We start from the raw sequence: 15,083 nt of genomic DNA, 5'->3' as shown, positions 1-15,083 counted from the left end.
TTTTGAGTCTGTCAGGTTGAGGGAATCCTATGGCGAGTTATGACTACGACCTTTTCGTCATAGGCGGCGGGTCCGGCGGCGTGAGGGCCGCGCGCGTTTCAGCTGGGCTCGGCAAGCGCGTCGGCATCGCGGAGGAATTCCGCTTCGGCGGCACATGCGTCATCCGGGGCTGCGTGCCGAAAAAGCTGCTGGTCTACGCTTCCCAATATTCCGAGCATTTCGAGGACGCGAAAGGCTATGGATGGTCGGTCGAACCGGCGAAATTCGACTGGTCGGCGCTCATTGCCGGGAAGGACAAGGAAATTGGCCGACTGGAAGCGATATACCGCAAGGGCGTGGAGAACGCAGGCGGCGAGGCGATCATGTCGCGGGCGACGCTTCTGGACCGTCACACGATCCGGCTCGAAGGCGAGGACCGCACCGTCACCGCCGACCAGATCCTGATTGCCACCGGCGGCAGGCCCGCCGCGCATAAGGCGCTGCCGGGATATGAACATTGCATCAGCTCGAACGAGGTGTTCGACCTCGAGCAGCTTCCAAAAACCATCGTGATCGAGGGTGGCGGCTACATCGCCGTCGAGTTCGCAAACATCTTTCACGGGCTGGGGGTGGAAACCACGCTCGTCTATCGCGGCATGCAAATCCTCAGCCGCTTCGACAATGATTTGCGCCAGCTTCTCCACGAGGCGATGGAGGCGAAGGGCATCCGCATCATCTGCCAGTCGGTGCAGAAGGAAGTGGTGAAGCGCGGCGACGGGCGGCTGGAAAGCCATCTTTCAACCGGCGAGACCATCGTTGCCGATCAGGTGCTGCTTGCCATCGGGCGCACGCCGAACACGGAGGGGCTCGGCCTCGAACAGGTCGGCGTCGAACTCGGCCAGACCGGCGACATCGTCGTGGACAGCTATTCGCGCACCAATGTGCAGAACATCTGGGCGATCGGCGACGTCACCAATCGCGTGCAACTCACGCCGGTCGCGATCCACGAGGCGATGTGCCTTATCGAGACGCTGTGGAAGGACAATCCGACCGAGCCGGACCTTGAAGTCATCCCGACCGCCGTTTTCTCGCAACCCGAAATTGGCACCGTCGGCCTTTCCGAGGAACGGGCGGTCAAGCGTTTCGACGACGTGGACGTCTATCGCGCCCATTTCCGCCCGATGCGCAACATATTGGCCGGTCGCGACGAGAAGATGCTGACCAAGCTTGTAGTGGACGCGCAGACCGGCCTTGTGCTCGGCGCGCACATCCTTGGACCGGACGCCGGGGAAATGGCGCAGCTTCTCGGCATTTCGCTGAAGGCGGGGCTCAGCAAGGAGGATTTCGACCGGACCATGGCCGTCCATCCCACGGCGGCGGAGGAACTCGTCACCATGTACAGGCCGACATATGGCTATCGTCACGGCAAGAGGGTCGATTGAGCGGCGACGCGCCCCGCATCGTTCTCTTTTCGGGCGGCACCGCCTGCCGCTCCATCAACATCGCGCTGAGCCGTCGCGGCGCGTCGCTGACGCGCATCGTGCCCGCATGGGACAGCGGCGGAAGTTCGAAGAGCATCCGCGAGACCTTCCACATGCTGCCGGTCGGCGACATCCGGCAGGCGCTCATGACCATGGCGCATGGCGAGGGCAAGGCGGGCGACGTGGTGAAGATCTTCAACGCGCGGCTGTCGAGCGCGCTCGGGCCTGCGGAAGCCGAAGCGGAGTTCCGGTTTTTCGCGGGCGGCGATCACCCCTCCCTGCAACGCATGGACCAGACGCTGGCCGGAACGATCCTGCACTATCTCGATCTTTTCGGGAGCCGGGTTCCGCCCGGCTTCGACTACGGCAACGGATCAATCGGCAACTTCATCCTGACCGGCGCCTATCTGGCGCACGACAACGACATCAACGCCGCCATCCTTGAATTCCGCCGCCTGCTGGGCATCAGCGGTCATGTCTGGCCAAGCTCGATCCAGCCGGACGTGGAATTGAGCGCGCGACTCGGCAGCGGCCACGAAATCTTCGGCCAGCATGTGGTCACCTCGCTCGACGCCGAAGAGGCTGCGCTCGGCATCAGCGACATTGCGCTCAGCGCCAAGGTGAGCGCCGGTGCCGTGCAGGCAAATCCGCTGATCCTCGGGCCGATTGCGCGCGCCGATGCGATCGTGTTCGGGCCGGGCAGCTTCTACACCAGCATCCTGCCGCATCTGCTCGTGCAGGGCGTTCCGCAGGCGCTCGCTGCCAACCGCACCGCGCGCCGGATATTCATCGGCAACATTCTCGAATGTCCCGAAACGCGCGGGGCCAATCTCGCCGGGCTGGTCGGCGTGTTCCTGGAACATATGCGTCGCGCCTCGGGCGAGACGCCTTTCCTGACGCACATCCTGTCGAATCGCGAACTGTTTCCGTTTGCCAAGACGGTGGGCCGTTTCCGCTACCTGCGCGAAGGGCGCATCGAGGACCTTGGCTACGAAGCCGGTATTTCGGTCATATCCTCCGAGTTCGAGGATGCGTGGAATCGCGGCCAGCATGACGGGGAGGAAGTAGCCTCCGCCATTCTCGGGTTGGCCGAGACGAGCTGAGCGCGCTGTCGACATCTGTCACAATTAACACTGGCACGCGGCAGGGGCTTCCGCTATAGCAGCGCCTTTCCCATATCAGCGGAACATCGGGACAGAATACCCGCGAGTTTTTAGGTGCGAAAATGAAGAAATGGTCACCGGATTCCTGGAGAGCAATGCCGATCCAGCAGGTGCCTGCCTATCCCGACAAGGATGCGCTGGCCGAAACCGAGGCCCGTCTTGCGACCTTTCCGCCGCTGGTTTTTGCAGGTGAGGCGCGCAAGCTCAAGAAGCAGCTTGCGACTGTCGCTGCCGGTGACGCATTCCTTCTCCAGGGCGGCGATTGCGCCGAGAGCTTCGCGGAGCATGGCGCGGACAACATCCGCGATTTCTTCCGCGTCTTCCTGCAAATGTCGGTGGTGCTGACATTTGCGGGCGCGCAGCCCGTGGTGAAGGTCGGGCGCGTTGCGGGCCAGTTTGCCAAGCCGCGTTCGTCGGACACCGAAACGGTGGACGGCGTTACGCTGCCGAGCTATCGCGGCGACATCATCAACGGCACGGCGTTCGACGAGAAATCGCGCACGCCCGATCCGGCGCGGCAGGAAATGGCCTATCGCCAGTCCGCTGCGACGCTGAACCTGCTGCGCGCCTTTGCGCAGGGCGGCTACGCCAATCTCGAAAACGTGCATCGCTGGATGCTCGGCTTCGTGGAGGACAGCCCGCAGGGCGACCGCTACGAGGCGCTGGCCAACCGCATCACCGAGACGCTGGATTTCATGCGCGCCATCGGCATCACGTCGGAATCCACCTTCGCCCTGCGCGAGACCGATTTCTACACGAGCCATGAAGCGCTGTTGCTCGGCTACGAGCAGGCGCTGACCCGCGTCGATTCGACGACCGGCGACTGGTATGCGACCTCCGGCCACATGATCTGGATCGGCGACCGGACGCGGCAGGCCGACCACGCGCATGTGGAATATTGCCGGGGCATCAGGAATCCGCTCGGCCTGAAATGCGGGCCTTCGCTCGACGCGGACGGCCTGTTGCGGCTGATCGACCTCTTGAACCCCGACAACGAGCCGGGCCGCCTGACGCTGATCGGCCGGTTTGGCGCGGACAAGGTCGGCGATCACCTGCCGAAGCTGGTGCGTGCGGTGCAGAAGGAAGGCCGTTCGGTGGTCTGGTCCTGCGACCCGATGCATGGCAACACCATCACGGCCGCCGGATACAAGACGCGTCCGTTCGACCGCATCCTCAAGGAAGTGCAGGCCTTCTTCGAGGTGCACCGCGCCGAAGGCACGCATCCGGGCGGCATTCATATCGAGATGACCGGCAAGAACGTCACCGAGTGCACGGGCGGCGCGCGCGCCATCACGGCAGAGGATCTGCACGACCGCTATCACACGCATTGTGATCCGCGCCTCAACGCCGATCAGGCAATCGAGCTTGCTTTCCTGGTCTCGGACCTGCTCAAAAAAGGCCAGCGCAAGCAGGCGCATACGGAAGCGGCGGAATAGCCGCTTCCCATTGCCCGTAAAATCCCGATACTATTGCGCTGCACAATCCGGGGACGGCGATGGAACCAACATTGTCGGGCATGACACGCCTGAGGAACTATTTCCTCACCGGGTTGATCGTCTGCGCACCGCTGGCGATCACCGCCTATATCGTCTGGTCCTTCATCGGCTGGGTGGATAGCTGGGTAAAGCCCTATCTGCCGGACACCTATAATCCCGACCACTATCTACCTTTCGCGCTGCCGGGCTTCGGCCTGATCGTGGCGCTGACGGTCATCACGCTGATCGGTTTCCTCACCGCGAATTTCATCGGGCGGGCGATTGTCGGCTATGGCGAGCGCGTGCTGCACCGAATGCCGCTGGTGCGGGGCATCTATAAGATGCTGAAGCAGCTTTTCGAGACAGCGCTTTCCAACAAGAAGGAAATGTTCCGCACGGTCGGCCTCGTGGAATATCCGCGCAAGGGCGTGTGGTCGCTGGTTTTCGTGGCAGGCGAGAAGGACACCGAGATCAATGCGGCGCTGGACAAGCCCGGCGATCCGCTGATCGGGGTGTTCATGCCCTGCACGCCGAACCCCACGACCGGCTTCCTGATGTATGTCTACAAATCGGAGATCGTCACGCTCGACATGTCGATTGAGGATGGCGCGAAACTGATCGTGTCCGCCGGGCTCGTTGCCCCGGCCTACAAGCGCAAGGTGCGAAAGTCGGACGGCACGCCGCTGGAGGTCGCGCTGTCGAACCCCGCCATGCAGGACATTTCCAAGCGAGCGTGACCGAGTGAGGGGTCGCATTTCCCCGACAACGCTTCATCACCCACTATCTGTTGCGCTGCACACCGTGTAAAAGCAATGACATGAACCAGCACGCCAGCATCCAGCAAGCCAAGGTGCGCATCGGGCATTCGGCATGCCCGCACGACTGCCCGTCGACATGCGCGCTCGACGTGGAATTGCTCGGGCCGGATCGTATCGGCCGAGTGCATGGCGCGAAGGAAAACAGCTACACGGCGGGTGTGATCTGCGCGAAGGTGGCGCGCTATTCCGAGCGCGTCCATCACCCGGACCGGTTGTTGAAGCCGCTGGTCCGCGCGGGAGCGAAGGGCGATGGCCGCTGGAAAGAGGCAAGCTGGGAAGCCGCGCTTGACCTCGTCGCGGAGAAGTTCATCGAGGCAGAGAGCAGGCTCGGCAGCGAAACCGTCTGGCCCTATTTCTACGCGGGCACGATGGGGCTGGTGCAGCGCGACGGCATCGACCGGCTCCGGCACGCCAAGAAATATTCGGGCTTTTTCGGCACGATCTGCACCAATCTGGCTTGGGCGGGCTGGATTGCAGGCGCTGGCGCTTTGCGGGGCGTCGACCCCCGCGAGATGGCGAAATCCGATTGCGTCGTGATCTGGGGCACCAACGCGGTCGTCACGCAGGTCAATGTGATGACGCATGCGGTTCGCGCGCGCAAGGAGCGCGGCGCGAAGATCGTGGTCATCGACATATACGACAACGCGACCATGAAGCAGGCCGACATGGGCCTGATCCTGAAACCCGGCACCGACGGGGCGCTCGCCTGCGCGGTGATGCATGTTCTGTTTCGCGACGGGCTTGCCGACCGCGACTACCTCGCCCGTTTTGCCGACGATCCGGCGGGGCTGGAGACGCATCTGCAAGCGCGCACGCCGCAGTGGGCGGCTGCAATCACCGGCCTTGCCGTCAAGGAGATCGAGGCCTTCGCGCGCCTGGTCGGAACGACGAAGCGGACTTTCTTCCGGCTTGGCTACGGTTTTGCGCGCCAGCGCAACGGCTCGGTGAACATGCACGCCGCGCTGTCGGTGCCGGTCGTCAGCGGCGCATGGCAATATGAGGGCGGCGGCGCGTTTCACTCCAATTCCGGCGTGCTGAAGCTCAACACGGAAAGCGTGCAGGGCACGCGGATGCTCGACCCGTCGATCAGGCATCTCGACCAGTCGCGGATCGGGCCGATCCTGACCGGCGATGTGGGCTCGCTGAACGGCGGCCCCCCGGTCACGGCCATGCTGATCCAGAACACCAATCCCGCGAACATCGCGCCCGAACAGCGGCTGGTGAAGCAAGGCTTCCTGCGCAAGGACCTGTTTACCTGCGTGCACGAACAATTCATGACCGACACGGCGAAGCTTGCCGATGTCGTGCTGCCCGCGACCATGTTTCTTGAGCATGACGACATCTATAAGGGTGGCGGCAACCAGCATGTGACGCTCGGACCGAAGCTCATCGAGCCGCCGGTCGGACCGCGCACCAACCACTATGTCATCGAGGAACTGGCGAAGCGGCTTGGCGTGGCGCATCTGCCCGGCTTCGGCATGACCGAGCGCGAGCACATCGAAATCATGCTGGAAAAGAAGGGGCTGGGCAGTTTCGACAGCTTCCGGCAGGCGCGCTGGGCCGACTTGCAGCCGGATTTTGAAACCGCGCACTTCCTTGGTGGTTTCGGGCATCGCGACGGAAAATTCCGCTTCCGGCCCGACTGGATCGGCCAGACGGGACCGAATCGCCCGCCGAAAAGCATCGGTCTTTACGGGCCGTTGGAGCGGCTGCCGCAACTTCCCGACCATGTAGACCTGATCGAGGTCGCGGACCCGGAGCATCCGTTCCGCCTTGCCACCTCCCCGGCGCGGTCCTTCCTCAACTCGACCTTCACGGAAACGCCCAGCTCGTCCAAACGGGAAGGTCGGCCCGAGCTTCTGGTGCACCCCGAGGACGCGGCGGCGCTGGGTCTTGCCGAAGGCGACCGCGTGGAGGTCGGCAACCGGCGCGGCGAAGTGGTGCTGCATGCAAAGCTGTTTGACGGGGTGAAGCGCGGCGTGGTGATCGCCGAAGGGATCTGGCCAAACTCCGCGCATGAACGCGGGGAGGGGATCAACGTGCTGACAGGCGCCGATGCCCCGGCGCCTTTCGGCGGCGTGGCGTTTCACGACAACAAGGTCTGGATGCGAAAAGCCGCCTGACCGTAGGCGCTATTGCGCCGCTTGCAGGTCTTTTTCCAGTCCAAGCCACGCCCGGCAGTCGGCCAGCGCGCGCGACGTGGTCGCCCTCTTTTTTGCGATGCTCTTGTCCTTGCCCCGGAAGCGCCCCTCAAAGCCGTCCGGTCTGAGCTTCGTTCCGGCAGGCAGTGGCGGAAACAGGCCGAAATTGACGTTCATGGGCTGGAATGAGCGCTTGCCCGGCTCATCGTCGGAAACGATGTGGCCTCCCGTGATGTGATTGAGCAATGCGCCGAAGGCGGTGGTCGCGGGCGGAATCGACGGTGCGCGCCCGAGACGCTCGGCGGCGGCGAAACGCCCCGCAAGCAGGCCGATTGCAGCGCTTTCGACATAGCCCTCGCAGCCGGTGATCTGGCCGGCAAAGCGCAGACCGGGCCTGCTCTTCAGTTGCAACGAGCCGTCCAGCAGCGTCGGCGAATTGATGTAGGTGTTGCGATGCAGACCGCCCAGCCGCGCGAACTCCGCATTCTCAAGGCCGGGAATCGTGCGGAAAATGCGCACCTGCTCGCCGTGTTTCAGCTTGGTCTGGAAGCCGACCATGTTGTAAAGCGTGCCGAGCGCATTGTCCTGCCGAAGCTGCACGACCGCATAGGGCTTCACCGAGGGGTTGTGGGCATTGGTCAGCCCCATCGGCTTCATCGGGCCGTGCCGAAGCGTCTCCGGTCCGCGTTCCGCCATGACCTCGATGGGCAGGCAGCCGTCGAAATAGGGCGTGCCCTCCCATTGCTTGAACTCGGTCTTCTGCCCTTCCATCAGCGCGCCGACGAAGGCCTCGTACTGCGTCTTGTCCATCGGGCAGTTGATGTAGTCCTTGCCGGTGCCGCCCGGACCCACCTTGTCGTAGCGGGATTGGAACCAGCAGACGCTCATGTCGATGGTCTCGAAATGCACGATGGGCGCAATCGCGTCGAAGAAGGCGAGCGCTTCGGCACCCGTGCGCGCGGCAATGGCGTCCGCAAGCGCCGATGCCGTCAACGGGCCTGTGGCGATGATCGTCTGGTCCCATTCGTCCGCCGGCAGGCCGGTGATTTCCTCGCGCAGGATGGTCACCAGCGGATGCGATTCCAGCCTGCGCGTCACGGCCTCGGAGAAACCGTCGCGGTCGACCGCGAGCGCGCCGCCCGCCGGAACCTGATGCGCGTCGCCGCAGGCCATGATGATCGAGTTTGCAAGCCGCATTTCGGCATGGATCAGCCCGACCGCATTGGTCTCGGCGTCGTCGGAACGGAACGAGTTGGAGCAGACGAGTTCGGCCAGCCCCTCGGTCTTGTGCGCCTCGGTGCCGCGGACGCCGCGCATCTCGTGAAGGACCACGGGCACGCCCGCCTCGGCGGCCTGCCATGCAGCTTCGGAACCGGCGAGACCGCCGCCTATGATGTGGATTGGCCGGGTGTTCATGCGGGGGGAGATAGCCCCATACGCCGAAAATGACAACGCCCGCCGGGGGAGGAGGATCCGGCGGGCGCTGTATGTGCGACTGGCTCCAGGGAGGAGGATTGGAACCAGCCAATTTTGCCTTGGCTGGGAGGAGGATAGCCTCGGCAAAAACCTTTTGCCGTTCGTTTTGAGGCAGCGGCAAACTGCCTTGGACCTTCAGCACCCGCCGGGGGAGGAGGATCCGGCGGGTGCTCTAAGTCCAGCCAATCATCGGGAGGAGGATGACGATTGGCTGTTTCCGTCCCGGCCTGGGAGGAGGTAGGCCGGAGCGAATCTCTTCACCTTCAGATCGCCCGGCGGGCCACCGAAGGAATTTCACCGCGGTTGATGCCGAGATCGGCAAGATGGCGGTTGGAAAGGCGGCTCAGTTCCGTGACGGTTTCACGGTAGCGGCGCCAGTTCCTGTAGTTCTCGATAATGCTCATTTTCAAGTTCTTTCGACGTCTGTCGCGGTATTCGCGCCGGACTTAGATGGCCTTGCGGGCCACCGTGTGAATTTCGGTGCGGTTGATGCCCAGGTCGGCCAACTCGCGGTTGGAAAGGCGATTCAGCTCCGTGACGGTCTCACGGTAGCGACGCCAGTTGCGGAAATTGCGGATCAGGCTCATTTCAGTTCTCGTTTCGTCTTTATTCGTTTCATCATTCTCTCTGAACAATGCCTAGATAATCCCCCTTCCCGGCATGTTAAAGAGAAGATGCTGCATAGCAGCAATGCGTCTTTTGCATTGCACCATGAGATGCGGTTGATGCGTGATTCGCTTGATTCCATGTCATTTTCCTGTCACATCGCGTACATGTACGGACTGTTCGAATGGACAAATCATTCAAACGCAGGTAGCCATTTTCGACTGCGTGTCGCTCACAGATTGAAGGACCGGGGCGCGAAACAGAATGGCCGGACATGCCGCCAGGGTGGGGCGCGACATCGACCGCTGGGTTGAACGCGGCCTGATAGACGAAGCGACGGCCGGCGCGCTGCGGCGCGACGTGGAAAGATCGGACAGATCCGCGATCAGCCTTGGCAGGGTCCTGTCGGTCATGGCCGCTGTGCTTGTCGCGGCCGCAATCCTCATCATCGTGGCAGCCAATATCGAGCAGGTGCCGCGCATTGCACGCGTCGCCGGGTTGTTCGCGATCATCGCGGCCAGCTATATCGGCGGCGCTGTTTTCAAGCTGCGCGACAGGGCAGGATTCGCGGAAGCGCTCTATCTGGTGGGTCTCGCCGCCTTCGGCGCCTCAATCGCGCTGATCGGCCAAATGTATCATATGTCGGGCGACGAATCGGAGGCGATCTTCATCTGGTGCGCGGCGGGCATCATCGCGGCGCTGCTGCTGCGGTCCCCGATCCTGACCAATGCTTCGGTGCTGCTTTCTACGGCATGGCTGCTGACAGCTTTCGATCTCGACCATATCAACCAGGGGCCAAGCTTCGTCTTCCTGCTGATGCTCGCGGCGATCTGGATCGTTTCCTATTGGACGAAAAGCAGCGCGGCCCGTCACCTCGTGATCCTTGCCGCCATGTTCTACGCATTGCTCTATGGCATAAGCGATAGTGCCGTGCTGGTCGGCATTGTGCTGATCGTCCTGTCTGCCGCGGTGTTCCTCGCCGCTTGGTTCGCGCCGGATGCCGTCGAGCGCTTTGCGCAGCTTGGCGGGCCGCAGCCTGTGCACCCGCTGATAGGTTTCCTGCTTGGCATCGGCCTGCTTCAGGCGCAGTTCGCCGATGATTTCTGGCCGATGCTTTGCCTCTCGCTCATCGCTTTCGCCGGGATCGTTGCGGCGTTGGTGTTGCGCGGGCGTCAGAGCCGCCTGATGCGGTGGGTCGCCTATCTTGCGTTCACGCTGGAGCTTGCGGTGCTCTATTTCTCGACCATTGGAACCATGGTCGAGACGGGCGCGCTTTTCCTCTTTTCGGGATTTGCGCTTGCTATCGCCGCATTTGCGATTTCGCGGATCGAGCGCAGCATCGCGGCCAGGGATGCGGACGGGAGGCAGGCATGATGAGCACAGGCCGCACGCTGCTTCCGGCCGCGCTGGTGGCGTTGCTCCAGATCGGCTTTCTCGGCTGGATGATCGCGGGCCGCGCCGCTGTGCTGCGCGACGGACGCGAGGTCGTGCTCAAGGTCGAGCCTGTTGATCCGCGCGATCTCCTGCGGGGCGACTATGTCAGGCTGGGCTATGAAATCGCCCAGATTCCCGTTGGCCTCGTGGCCAATATCCCTCCTGTGCCGGCCAGTTCCGGCAAGGCTCCGATATTCGTTCGCCTTGCGCCGGGCGCGGACGGTACGTGGAACGTCACGCGCGCGTCGTTCGACACGCCGCTGGAACCGCCTCCCGCCTCCGGTGAAGTGGACATCCGCGGCGAGGTGAATTTGCGGAGCATCGCGCAATCGGACGGTGCAGTCGTCCGCCCGACCTACGGCATCGAGCGCTTCTACCTGCCGGAGGGCGAAGGACGCCGGATCGAGCAGGACATGCGCGAGCGTCCGTTTTTCGTGAAGATTGCGGTTGGCCGCGACGGCGCGGCGCAGATCAAGCAGTTCCTCGACGGCGACACGCCGCTCTATACCGAGCCTTTCTATTGAGACGTCAGTCCAGGCTGTCGTACCGCCGTGCGATCCAGCTGAGATCATAGGCCAGCCAAAGAAGACCGAGCAGCATGACGGTCCGCAGGGTGCGCGCCCGCATCGCGGCAATTGCGATGACCACGCCAAACGCGAGACGGACCGGATATTCCGGGCCGAGCGATTGCAGGTAGGCGTTTCCCTTGATCGCCGTGTCGATGAAATCGAAGGCGAACGACGCCGCAAACAGTCCGAAAAACCATCTGCGCCGCTGCATGAAGAACGTTTCGCTTTCGGCGTGATCCGGTATGGCGTCGGGAAAGATCAGCGTTGCCATGAGGAAATTCAACGAGGCGTAGGTGAGCAGGAACAGATAGGTTCCGAAATGCCAGTGATCGACGCCGCGCAGGCCGAACTCCCACCACCAGAAATGCACGGTGCCGAGCAGAATGACGATCGCCCAGACGATCTGCGTGAACATGCCCTCGGTGCGGGAGGGAAGCTGGATTCGCCGCGAAAGGCCGGACAGCACCCGCGTGATCGCAAGACCGAGGATCAGGCTGACAAGAATGCGGAGATGGCTGTAAGCATCCAATACCGGGATTTCCCAAATTCGGTTCCAGCCCATGTAGCGCGGGCGGCCGCAGGAATTGGTGCGGATGAAGGGACTCGAACCCCCACGCCTTTCGGCACCGGAACCTAAATCCGGGGCGTCTACCAGTTCCGCCACATCCGCGTTCCGCGGCTGCACATCCCATGCAGCAATCATTCTGTCAATGTGAGGGCGCATTCGACACCGGCCCCTGAACGGCAAATTCGGTTGAAAATTGGCGTCGCCTATGACAAAAGGCCAACCGAACGTGACCGGGCCAGCGGCTTGCTTTTGTCTTTCGGGAAATTGGCAAGGAATAACAAAAGCTTAGACGCGTTGTAGGAAGGGTTTTCAGAAGTTGCCGGCAAATTGCCGGGCTTCGGCAGGCCCGTCCCGCGCCGTTCCGGCACAGGAATTCCATCAGGATGCTAGGGAAAACCCGCCTCGTGCGGTGACAACAAGGGTTCAAAAATGCAGGTTACCGAGACGCTCAACACCGGTCTCAAGCGCGAAATCAAGGTCACGGTGCCCGCCGGCGATATGGAAGCGCGGCTTGTGAAGCGCCTGACCGACGCCAAGGACAAGGTTCGTATCAACGGCTTCCGCCCCGGCAAGGTGCCGCTCCAGCACCTGCGCAAGATGTACGGCAAGTCATTCATGGCGGAGGTCGTCAACGAGGTGCTGTCCAACTCGGCGCGCGACATCCTGTCGGAGCGCGGCGAAAAGGCCGCCATGCAGCCCGAAATCACCATGACCGAGGACGAGAAGGAAGCCGAGAAGGTTCTCGCCGGCAATGCCGACTTCGAGTTCCAGCTTGCCTATGAGGTCATCCCGGCCATCGAGATCCAGGATTTCTCCAGCATCGCCGTCACCCGCCCGGTCTACGACGTGCCGGATTCGGAAGTCGACGAGCAGGTCGGGCGCGTCGCGGAATCCGCGCGCAGCTACGAGCCGAAGGAAGGCAAGGCCGCCGACGGCGATCGCGTGACCATCGACTATCTCGGCAAGCTGAACGGCGAGCCGTTCGACGGCGGCGCCGGGCAGGACCAGCCGCTCGTGCTGGGCTCCAAGGAATTCATTCCGGGATTTGAAGAACAGCTCGTCGGACTCAAGGCCGGCGACGAAAAGACCATCACCGTTACCTTCCCGGACAATTACAGCGCGCCGCATCTGGCCGGTCGCGAGGCGACCTTCGACGTCACCGTCAAGGCCGTCGAGAAGCCCGGCAAGCTCGACATCAACGACGATACTGCTAAGGCCCTCGGCCTCGAGTCGCTGGAGCGTCTCAAGGAGATCGTGCGCGGCCAGATCGAGAGCCAGTTCGGCTCGATCACCCGCCAGAAGGTGAAGCGCCAGCTTCTCGACCAGCTCGACAAGAGCTACCAGTTCGAGGCCCCGTCGAACCTCGTCGAGGCCGAGTTCAACAATATCTGGCAGACGGTCAACCGCGACCTTGAGCTTGCCGGTCGCACCTTCGAGGACGAGGAAACGACGGAGGAAGAAGCGCGCGCCGAATATCAGCGCCTCGCCGAACGCCGCGTGCGCCTCGGGCTTGTCCTTGCCGAAATCGGCGAGAAGGCCGGCATCAAGGTGTCCGATGAGGAGGTCCAGCGCGCCCTGTTCGAGACCGTGCGTCGCTACCCGACTGCCCAGCAGCAGCAGGTGTTCGAGATGTATCGCTCGAACCAGAACGCGCTCGCCACGCTGCGCGCTCCGATCTTCGAGGAAAAGGTCGTGGACGACCTGCTCGGCAAGATTTCGGTCACCGACAAGAAGGTGTCGAAGGAAGAGTTGACCGCCGACGACGAGGAAGACGAGGCTCCGGCAAAGCCTGCCAAGAAGGCCGCCGCGAAGAAGGCCGACAAGGCGGAAGGCGACGAGGAGCCTAAGAAGAAGGCTCCGGCAAAGAAGAAGGCGGCCAAGGACAGCGAGTAAGCGGGTCCGGCTGCACGAAGTTATCCGAAGGCCGCCGCTCAGGCGGCCTTCCTGTTTGGAGGCATGGACGTGACTGAACTGCTCGTTGTTGCACTTGGCGGCGGGATCGGTGCGGGCCTTCGACACCTCACCAATATTGCGGCGATGCGAATTGCAGGGCCGAGCTTTCCCTACGGCACGATTGCGGTGAATTTCATCGGATGCTTCCTGATGGGCGTCCTCATTGCGGTGCTGGCGCGCCGGTCGGGCGACAGCCAGGCGGTGCGGCTCTTCCTCGCCACAGGCGTGCTTGGCGGCTTCACGACCTTTTCCGCGTTTTCACTGGATTTCGCGACGCTGTGGGAGCGCGGAACCACGGAGATCGCGCTGCTCTACGTGGCGGCCAGCGTGGTGGGTTCGCTTGTTGCGGTGTTCGCGGGCCTTTGGCTCGTTCGCAGCATCGGATAGATAGGGGCTGGACCGGCCTTGGCCGGCATGAAGGAATTTGCATGGCAGGCGTCGAACAGATTGTCGTTCAGAAGGACGAACAGGGCATGCGGCTCGACCGCTGGTTTAAGGCGCACTATCCGGGTCTTGGCTTCGGCCATCTGCAAAAGCTGCTGCGTTCGGGCCAGATCCGCGTGGAGGGCGGTCGCGCCAAATCCGACACCCGGCTTGAGCCGGGGCAGACGGTGCGCGTGCCGCCGCTGGAGGTGGACCGCAAGGGCGATGCGCCGTTGACGGCGAATACGATCCGCAATCAGGGCGATGCCGATGTCCTGTCGAAGATGCTGCTTCATGAAGATCCGAAGGTTTTCGTGTTCAACAAACCCGCAGGACTGGCGGTGCAGGGCGGGTCAGGCGTATCGCGCCATGTCGACGACATGTTGGAGGCGTGGCGCAACCAGAAAGGCGAGAAGCCGCGGCTCGTGCACCGGCTCGACCGCGACACGTCGGGTGTGCTCGTGGTCGCCCGCACCCGGCAAGCGGCCATGAAACTGGCCGAGGCGTTCCGTGCGCGCGAAACCAAGAAGACCTATTGGGCACTGGTGAAGGGCGTTCCACGCAAGCATGAGGACAAAATTTCGACCTGGCTGGTCAAGGAGCAGACGCGCGACGGCGACCGGATGCGCGTTGCGAAGCATGGGGAGGAGGGCGCGGATCACGCCGTGTCCTACTATCGCGTGGTGGAGCAGGCGGGTCAGTCGCTCGCCTGGCTCGAAATGGAGCCCTACACGGGCCGCACGCACCAGCTTCGCGTCCATGCCGCGCATATCGGGCACCCGATCATCGGCGACCCGAAATATTTCGAGGCGGATACCAACTGGGAGTTTCCGGGCGGCATTCAGAACCGGCTGCACCTGCATGCGCGCCGGATCGTCATTCCGCATCCGGATAGGGGCGTGATCGATGTAACCGCCCCGCTGCCGCCCCATATGAAGCAGAGCTGGAACCTGCTCGGCCTCGACGAGGCGGACGCGGAGCGGGGATGACCGCATGC

Annotated in this window: 14 protein-coding genes and 1 tRNA gene; 10 read left to right on the top strand and 5 right to left on the bottom strand. The window is 62.9% G+C overall.

Features of this window, described 5'->3' with window-relative positions:
• The first annotated feature begins 29 nt into the window (after window positions 1–29).
• The 5 genes from gor (at window position 30) to M9924_17175 (ending at window position 7,039) form a co-directional block, all read left to right on the top strand.
• On the top strand, window positions 30–1,421 hold the full coding sequence (gor, locus tag M9924_17195) for a glutathione-disulfide reductase (GenBank protein MCO5066131.1): 1,392 nt from the start codon (window positions 30–32) through the stop codon (window positions 1,419–1,421).
• Window positions 1,418–2,563: a YvcK family protein gene (locus M9924_17190; protein MCO5066130.1), complete on the top strand. Its 1,146-nt coding sequence runs from the start codon at window positions 1,418–1,420 to the stop codon at window positions 2,561–2,563. Before gor ends, M9924_17190 begins: the two co-directional genes overlap by 4 nt.
• A 122-nt stretch (window positions 2,564–2,685) precedes the next feature.
• Window positions 2,686–4,059, top strand: a complete 1,374-nt coding sequence (locus M9924_17185; GenBank protein MCO5066129.1) for a 3-deoxy-7-phosphoheptulonate synthase class II — start codon at window positions 2,686–2,688, stop codon at window positions 4,057–4,059.
• An 80-nt stretch (window positions 4,060–4,139) separates the two neighbouring features.
• Window positions 4,140–4,835 (top strand): DUF502 domain-containing protein, encoded by a 696-nt coding sequence (locus M9924_17180; GenBank protein ID MCO5066128.1) that lies wholly within the window; start codon window positions 4,140–4,142, stop codon window positions 4,833–4,835.
• A gap of 80 nt (window positions 4,836–4,915) precedes the next feature.
• Entirely contained in the window at window positions 4,916–7,039 is a 2,124-nt protein-coding gene (locus M9924_17175) for a molybdopterin oxidoreductase family protein (GenBank protein ID MCO5066127.1), read from the top strand.
• 9 nt (window positions 7,040–7,048) lie between these two features.
• On the opposite strand, the gene trmFO is transcribed toward M9924_17175, so the two are convergent.
• The 3 genes from trmFO to M9924_17160 all read right to left on the bottom strand — a co-directional run bounded on the left by trmFO (window position 7,049) and on the right by M9924_17160 (window position 9,120).
• Entirely contained in the window at window positions 7,049–8,473 is a 1,425-nt protein-coding gene (trmFO, locus tag M9924_17170; protein ID MCO5066126.1) for a methylenetetrahydrofolate--tRNA-(uracil(54)-C(5))-methyltransferase (FADH(2)-oxidizing) TrmFO, read from the bottom strand.
• Window positions 8,474–8,796: 323 nt separating this feature from the next.
• Window positions 8,797–8,937, bottom strand: a complete 141-nt coding sequence (locus M9924_17165; protein ID MCO5066125.1) for a DUF1127 domain-containing protein — start codon at window positions 8,935–8,937, stop codon at window positions 8,797–8,799.
• Window positions 8,938–8,979: 42 nt separating this feature from the next.
• On the bottom strand, window positions 8,980–9,120 hold the full coding sequence (locus M9924_17160; protein ID MCO5066124.1) for a DUF1127 domain-containing protein: 141 nt from the start codon (window positions 9,118–9,120) through the stop codon (window positions 8,980–8,982).
• A 283-nt stretch (window positions 9,121–9,403) separates the two neighbouring features.
• Here M9924_17160 and M9924_17155 point away from each other — a divergent pair, with 283 nt between their 5' ends.
• The gene (locus M9924_17155; GenBank protein MCO5066123.1) at window positions 9,404–10,513 is read left to right on the top strand and encodes a DUF2157 domain-containing protein; all 1,110 of its coding nucleotides are present in this window, start codon (window positions 9,404–9,406) and stop codon (window positions 10,511–10,513) included.
• Window positions 10,513–11,097, top strand: coding sequence for a GDYXXLXY domain-containing protein (locus tag M9924_17150; protein MCO5066122.1), 585 nt, complete (start codon window positions 10,513–10,515; stop codon window positions 11,095–11,097). Before M9924_17155 ends, M9924_17150 begins: the two co-directional genes overlap by 1 nt.
• A gap of 4 nt (window positions 11,098–11,101) precedes the next feature.
• Here M9924_17150 and M9924_17145 read toward each other — a convergent pair whose 3' ends face one another.
• Together M9924_17145 and M9924_17140 are read right to left on the bottom strand one after the other, a co-directional pair.
• Window positions 11,102–11,671: a hypothetical protein gene (locus M9924_17145; protein MCO5066121.1), complete on the bottom strand. Its 570-nt coding sequence runs from the start codon at window positions 11,669–11,671 to the stop codon at window positions 11,102–11,104.
• Window positions 11,672–11,727: 56 nt separating this feature from the next.
• Window positions 11,728–11,812, bottom strand: a tRNA-Leu gene (locus tag M9924_17140).
• Between the two features lie 327 nt (window positions 11,813–12,139).
• Between M9924_17140 and tig the strand changes: the two genes are divergently transcribed.
• The 3 genes from tig (at window position 12,140) to M9924_17125 (ending at window position 15,075) form a co-directional block, all read left to right on the top strand.
• Window positions 12,140–13,603 (top strand): trigger factor, encoded by a 1,464-nt coding sequence (gene tig / locus M9924_17135; GenBank protein ID MCO5066120.1) that lies wholly within the window; start codon window positions 12,140–12,142, stop codon window positions 13,601–13,603.
• Between the two features lie 69 nt (window positions 13,604–13,672).
• Window positions 13,673–14,050: a fluoride efflux transporter CrcB gene (gene crcB / locus M9924_17130; protein ID MCO5066119.1), complete on the top strand. Its 378-nt coding sequence runs from the start codon at window positions 13,673–13,675 to the stop codon at window positions 14,048–14,050.
• Window positions 14,051–14,091: 41 nt separating this feature from the next.
• A complete protein-coding gene (locus tag M9924_17125; protein ID MCO5066118.1) occupies window positions 14,092–15,075 on the top strand; it encodes an RluA family pseudouridine synthase in 984 nt (327 codons plus the stop codon).
• Window positions 15,076–15,083: the final 8 nt, after the last annotated feature.

The organism is Rhizobiaceae bacterium, from assembly GCA_023953835.1.
In the GTDB taxonomy this organism is placed as follows: Bacteria; Pseudomonadota; Alphaproteobacteria; order Rhizobiales; family Rhizobiaceae; genus Mesorhizobium_G.
The sequence above is the reverse complement of the archived record's forward strand: the minus strand, read 5'-3'. Positions and strand labels throughout refer to the sequence as shown.

Excerpts from the sequence above, each read along its gene's own strand:
- M9924_17175 (MCO5066127.1), top strand. The coding sequence starts at position 4,916 with ATGAACCAGCACGCCAGCATCCAGCAAGCCAAGGTGCGCATCGGGCAT.
- M9924_17185 (MCO5066129.1), top strand. The coding sequence starts at position 2,686 with ATGAAGAAATGGTCACCGGATTCCTGGAGAGCAATGCCGATCCAGCAG.
- M9924_17155 (MCO5066123.1), top strand. The coding sequence starts at position 9,404 with ATGGCCGGACATGCCGCCAGGGTGGGGCGCGACATCGACCGCTGGGTT.
- M9924_17165 (MCO5066125.1), bottom strand. The coding sequence starts at position 8,937 with ATGAGCATTATCGAGAACTACAGGAACTGGCGCCGCTACCGTGAAACC.
- tig (MCO5066120.1), top strand. The coding sequence starts at position 12,140 with ATGCAGGTTACCGAGACGCTCAACACCGGTCTCAAGCGCGAAATCAAG.
- M9924_17150 (MCO5066122.1), top strand. The coding sequence starts at position 10,513 with ATGAGCACAGGCCGCACGCTGCTTCCGGCCGCGCTGGTGGCGTTGCTC.
- M9924_17180 (MCO5066128.1), top strand. The coding sequence starts at position 4,140 with ATGACACGCCTGAGGAACTATTTCCTCACCGGGTTGATCGTCTGCGCA.
- gor (MCO5066131.1), top strand. The coding sequence starts at position 30 with ATGGCGAGTTATGACTACGACCTTTTCGTCATAGGCGGCGGGTCCGGC.
- M9924_17125 (MCO5066118.1), top strand. The coding sequence starts at position 14,092 with ATGGCAGGCGTCGAACAGATTGTCGTTCAGAAGGACGAACAGGGCATG.
- trmFO (MCO5066126.1), bottom strand. The coding sequence starts at position 8,473 with ATGAACACCCGGCCAATCCACATCATAGGCGGCGGTCTCGCCGGTTCC.
- M9924_17160 (MCO5066124.1), bottom strand. The coding sequence starts at position 9,120 with ATGAGCCTGATCCGCAATTTCCGCAACTGGCGTCGCTACCGTGAGACC.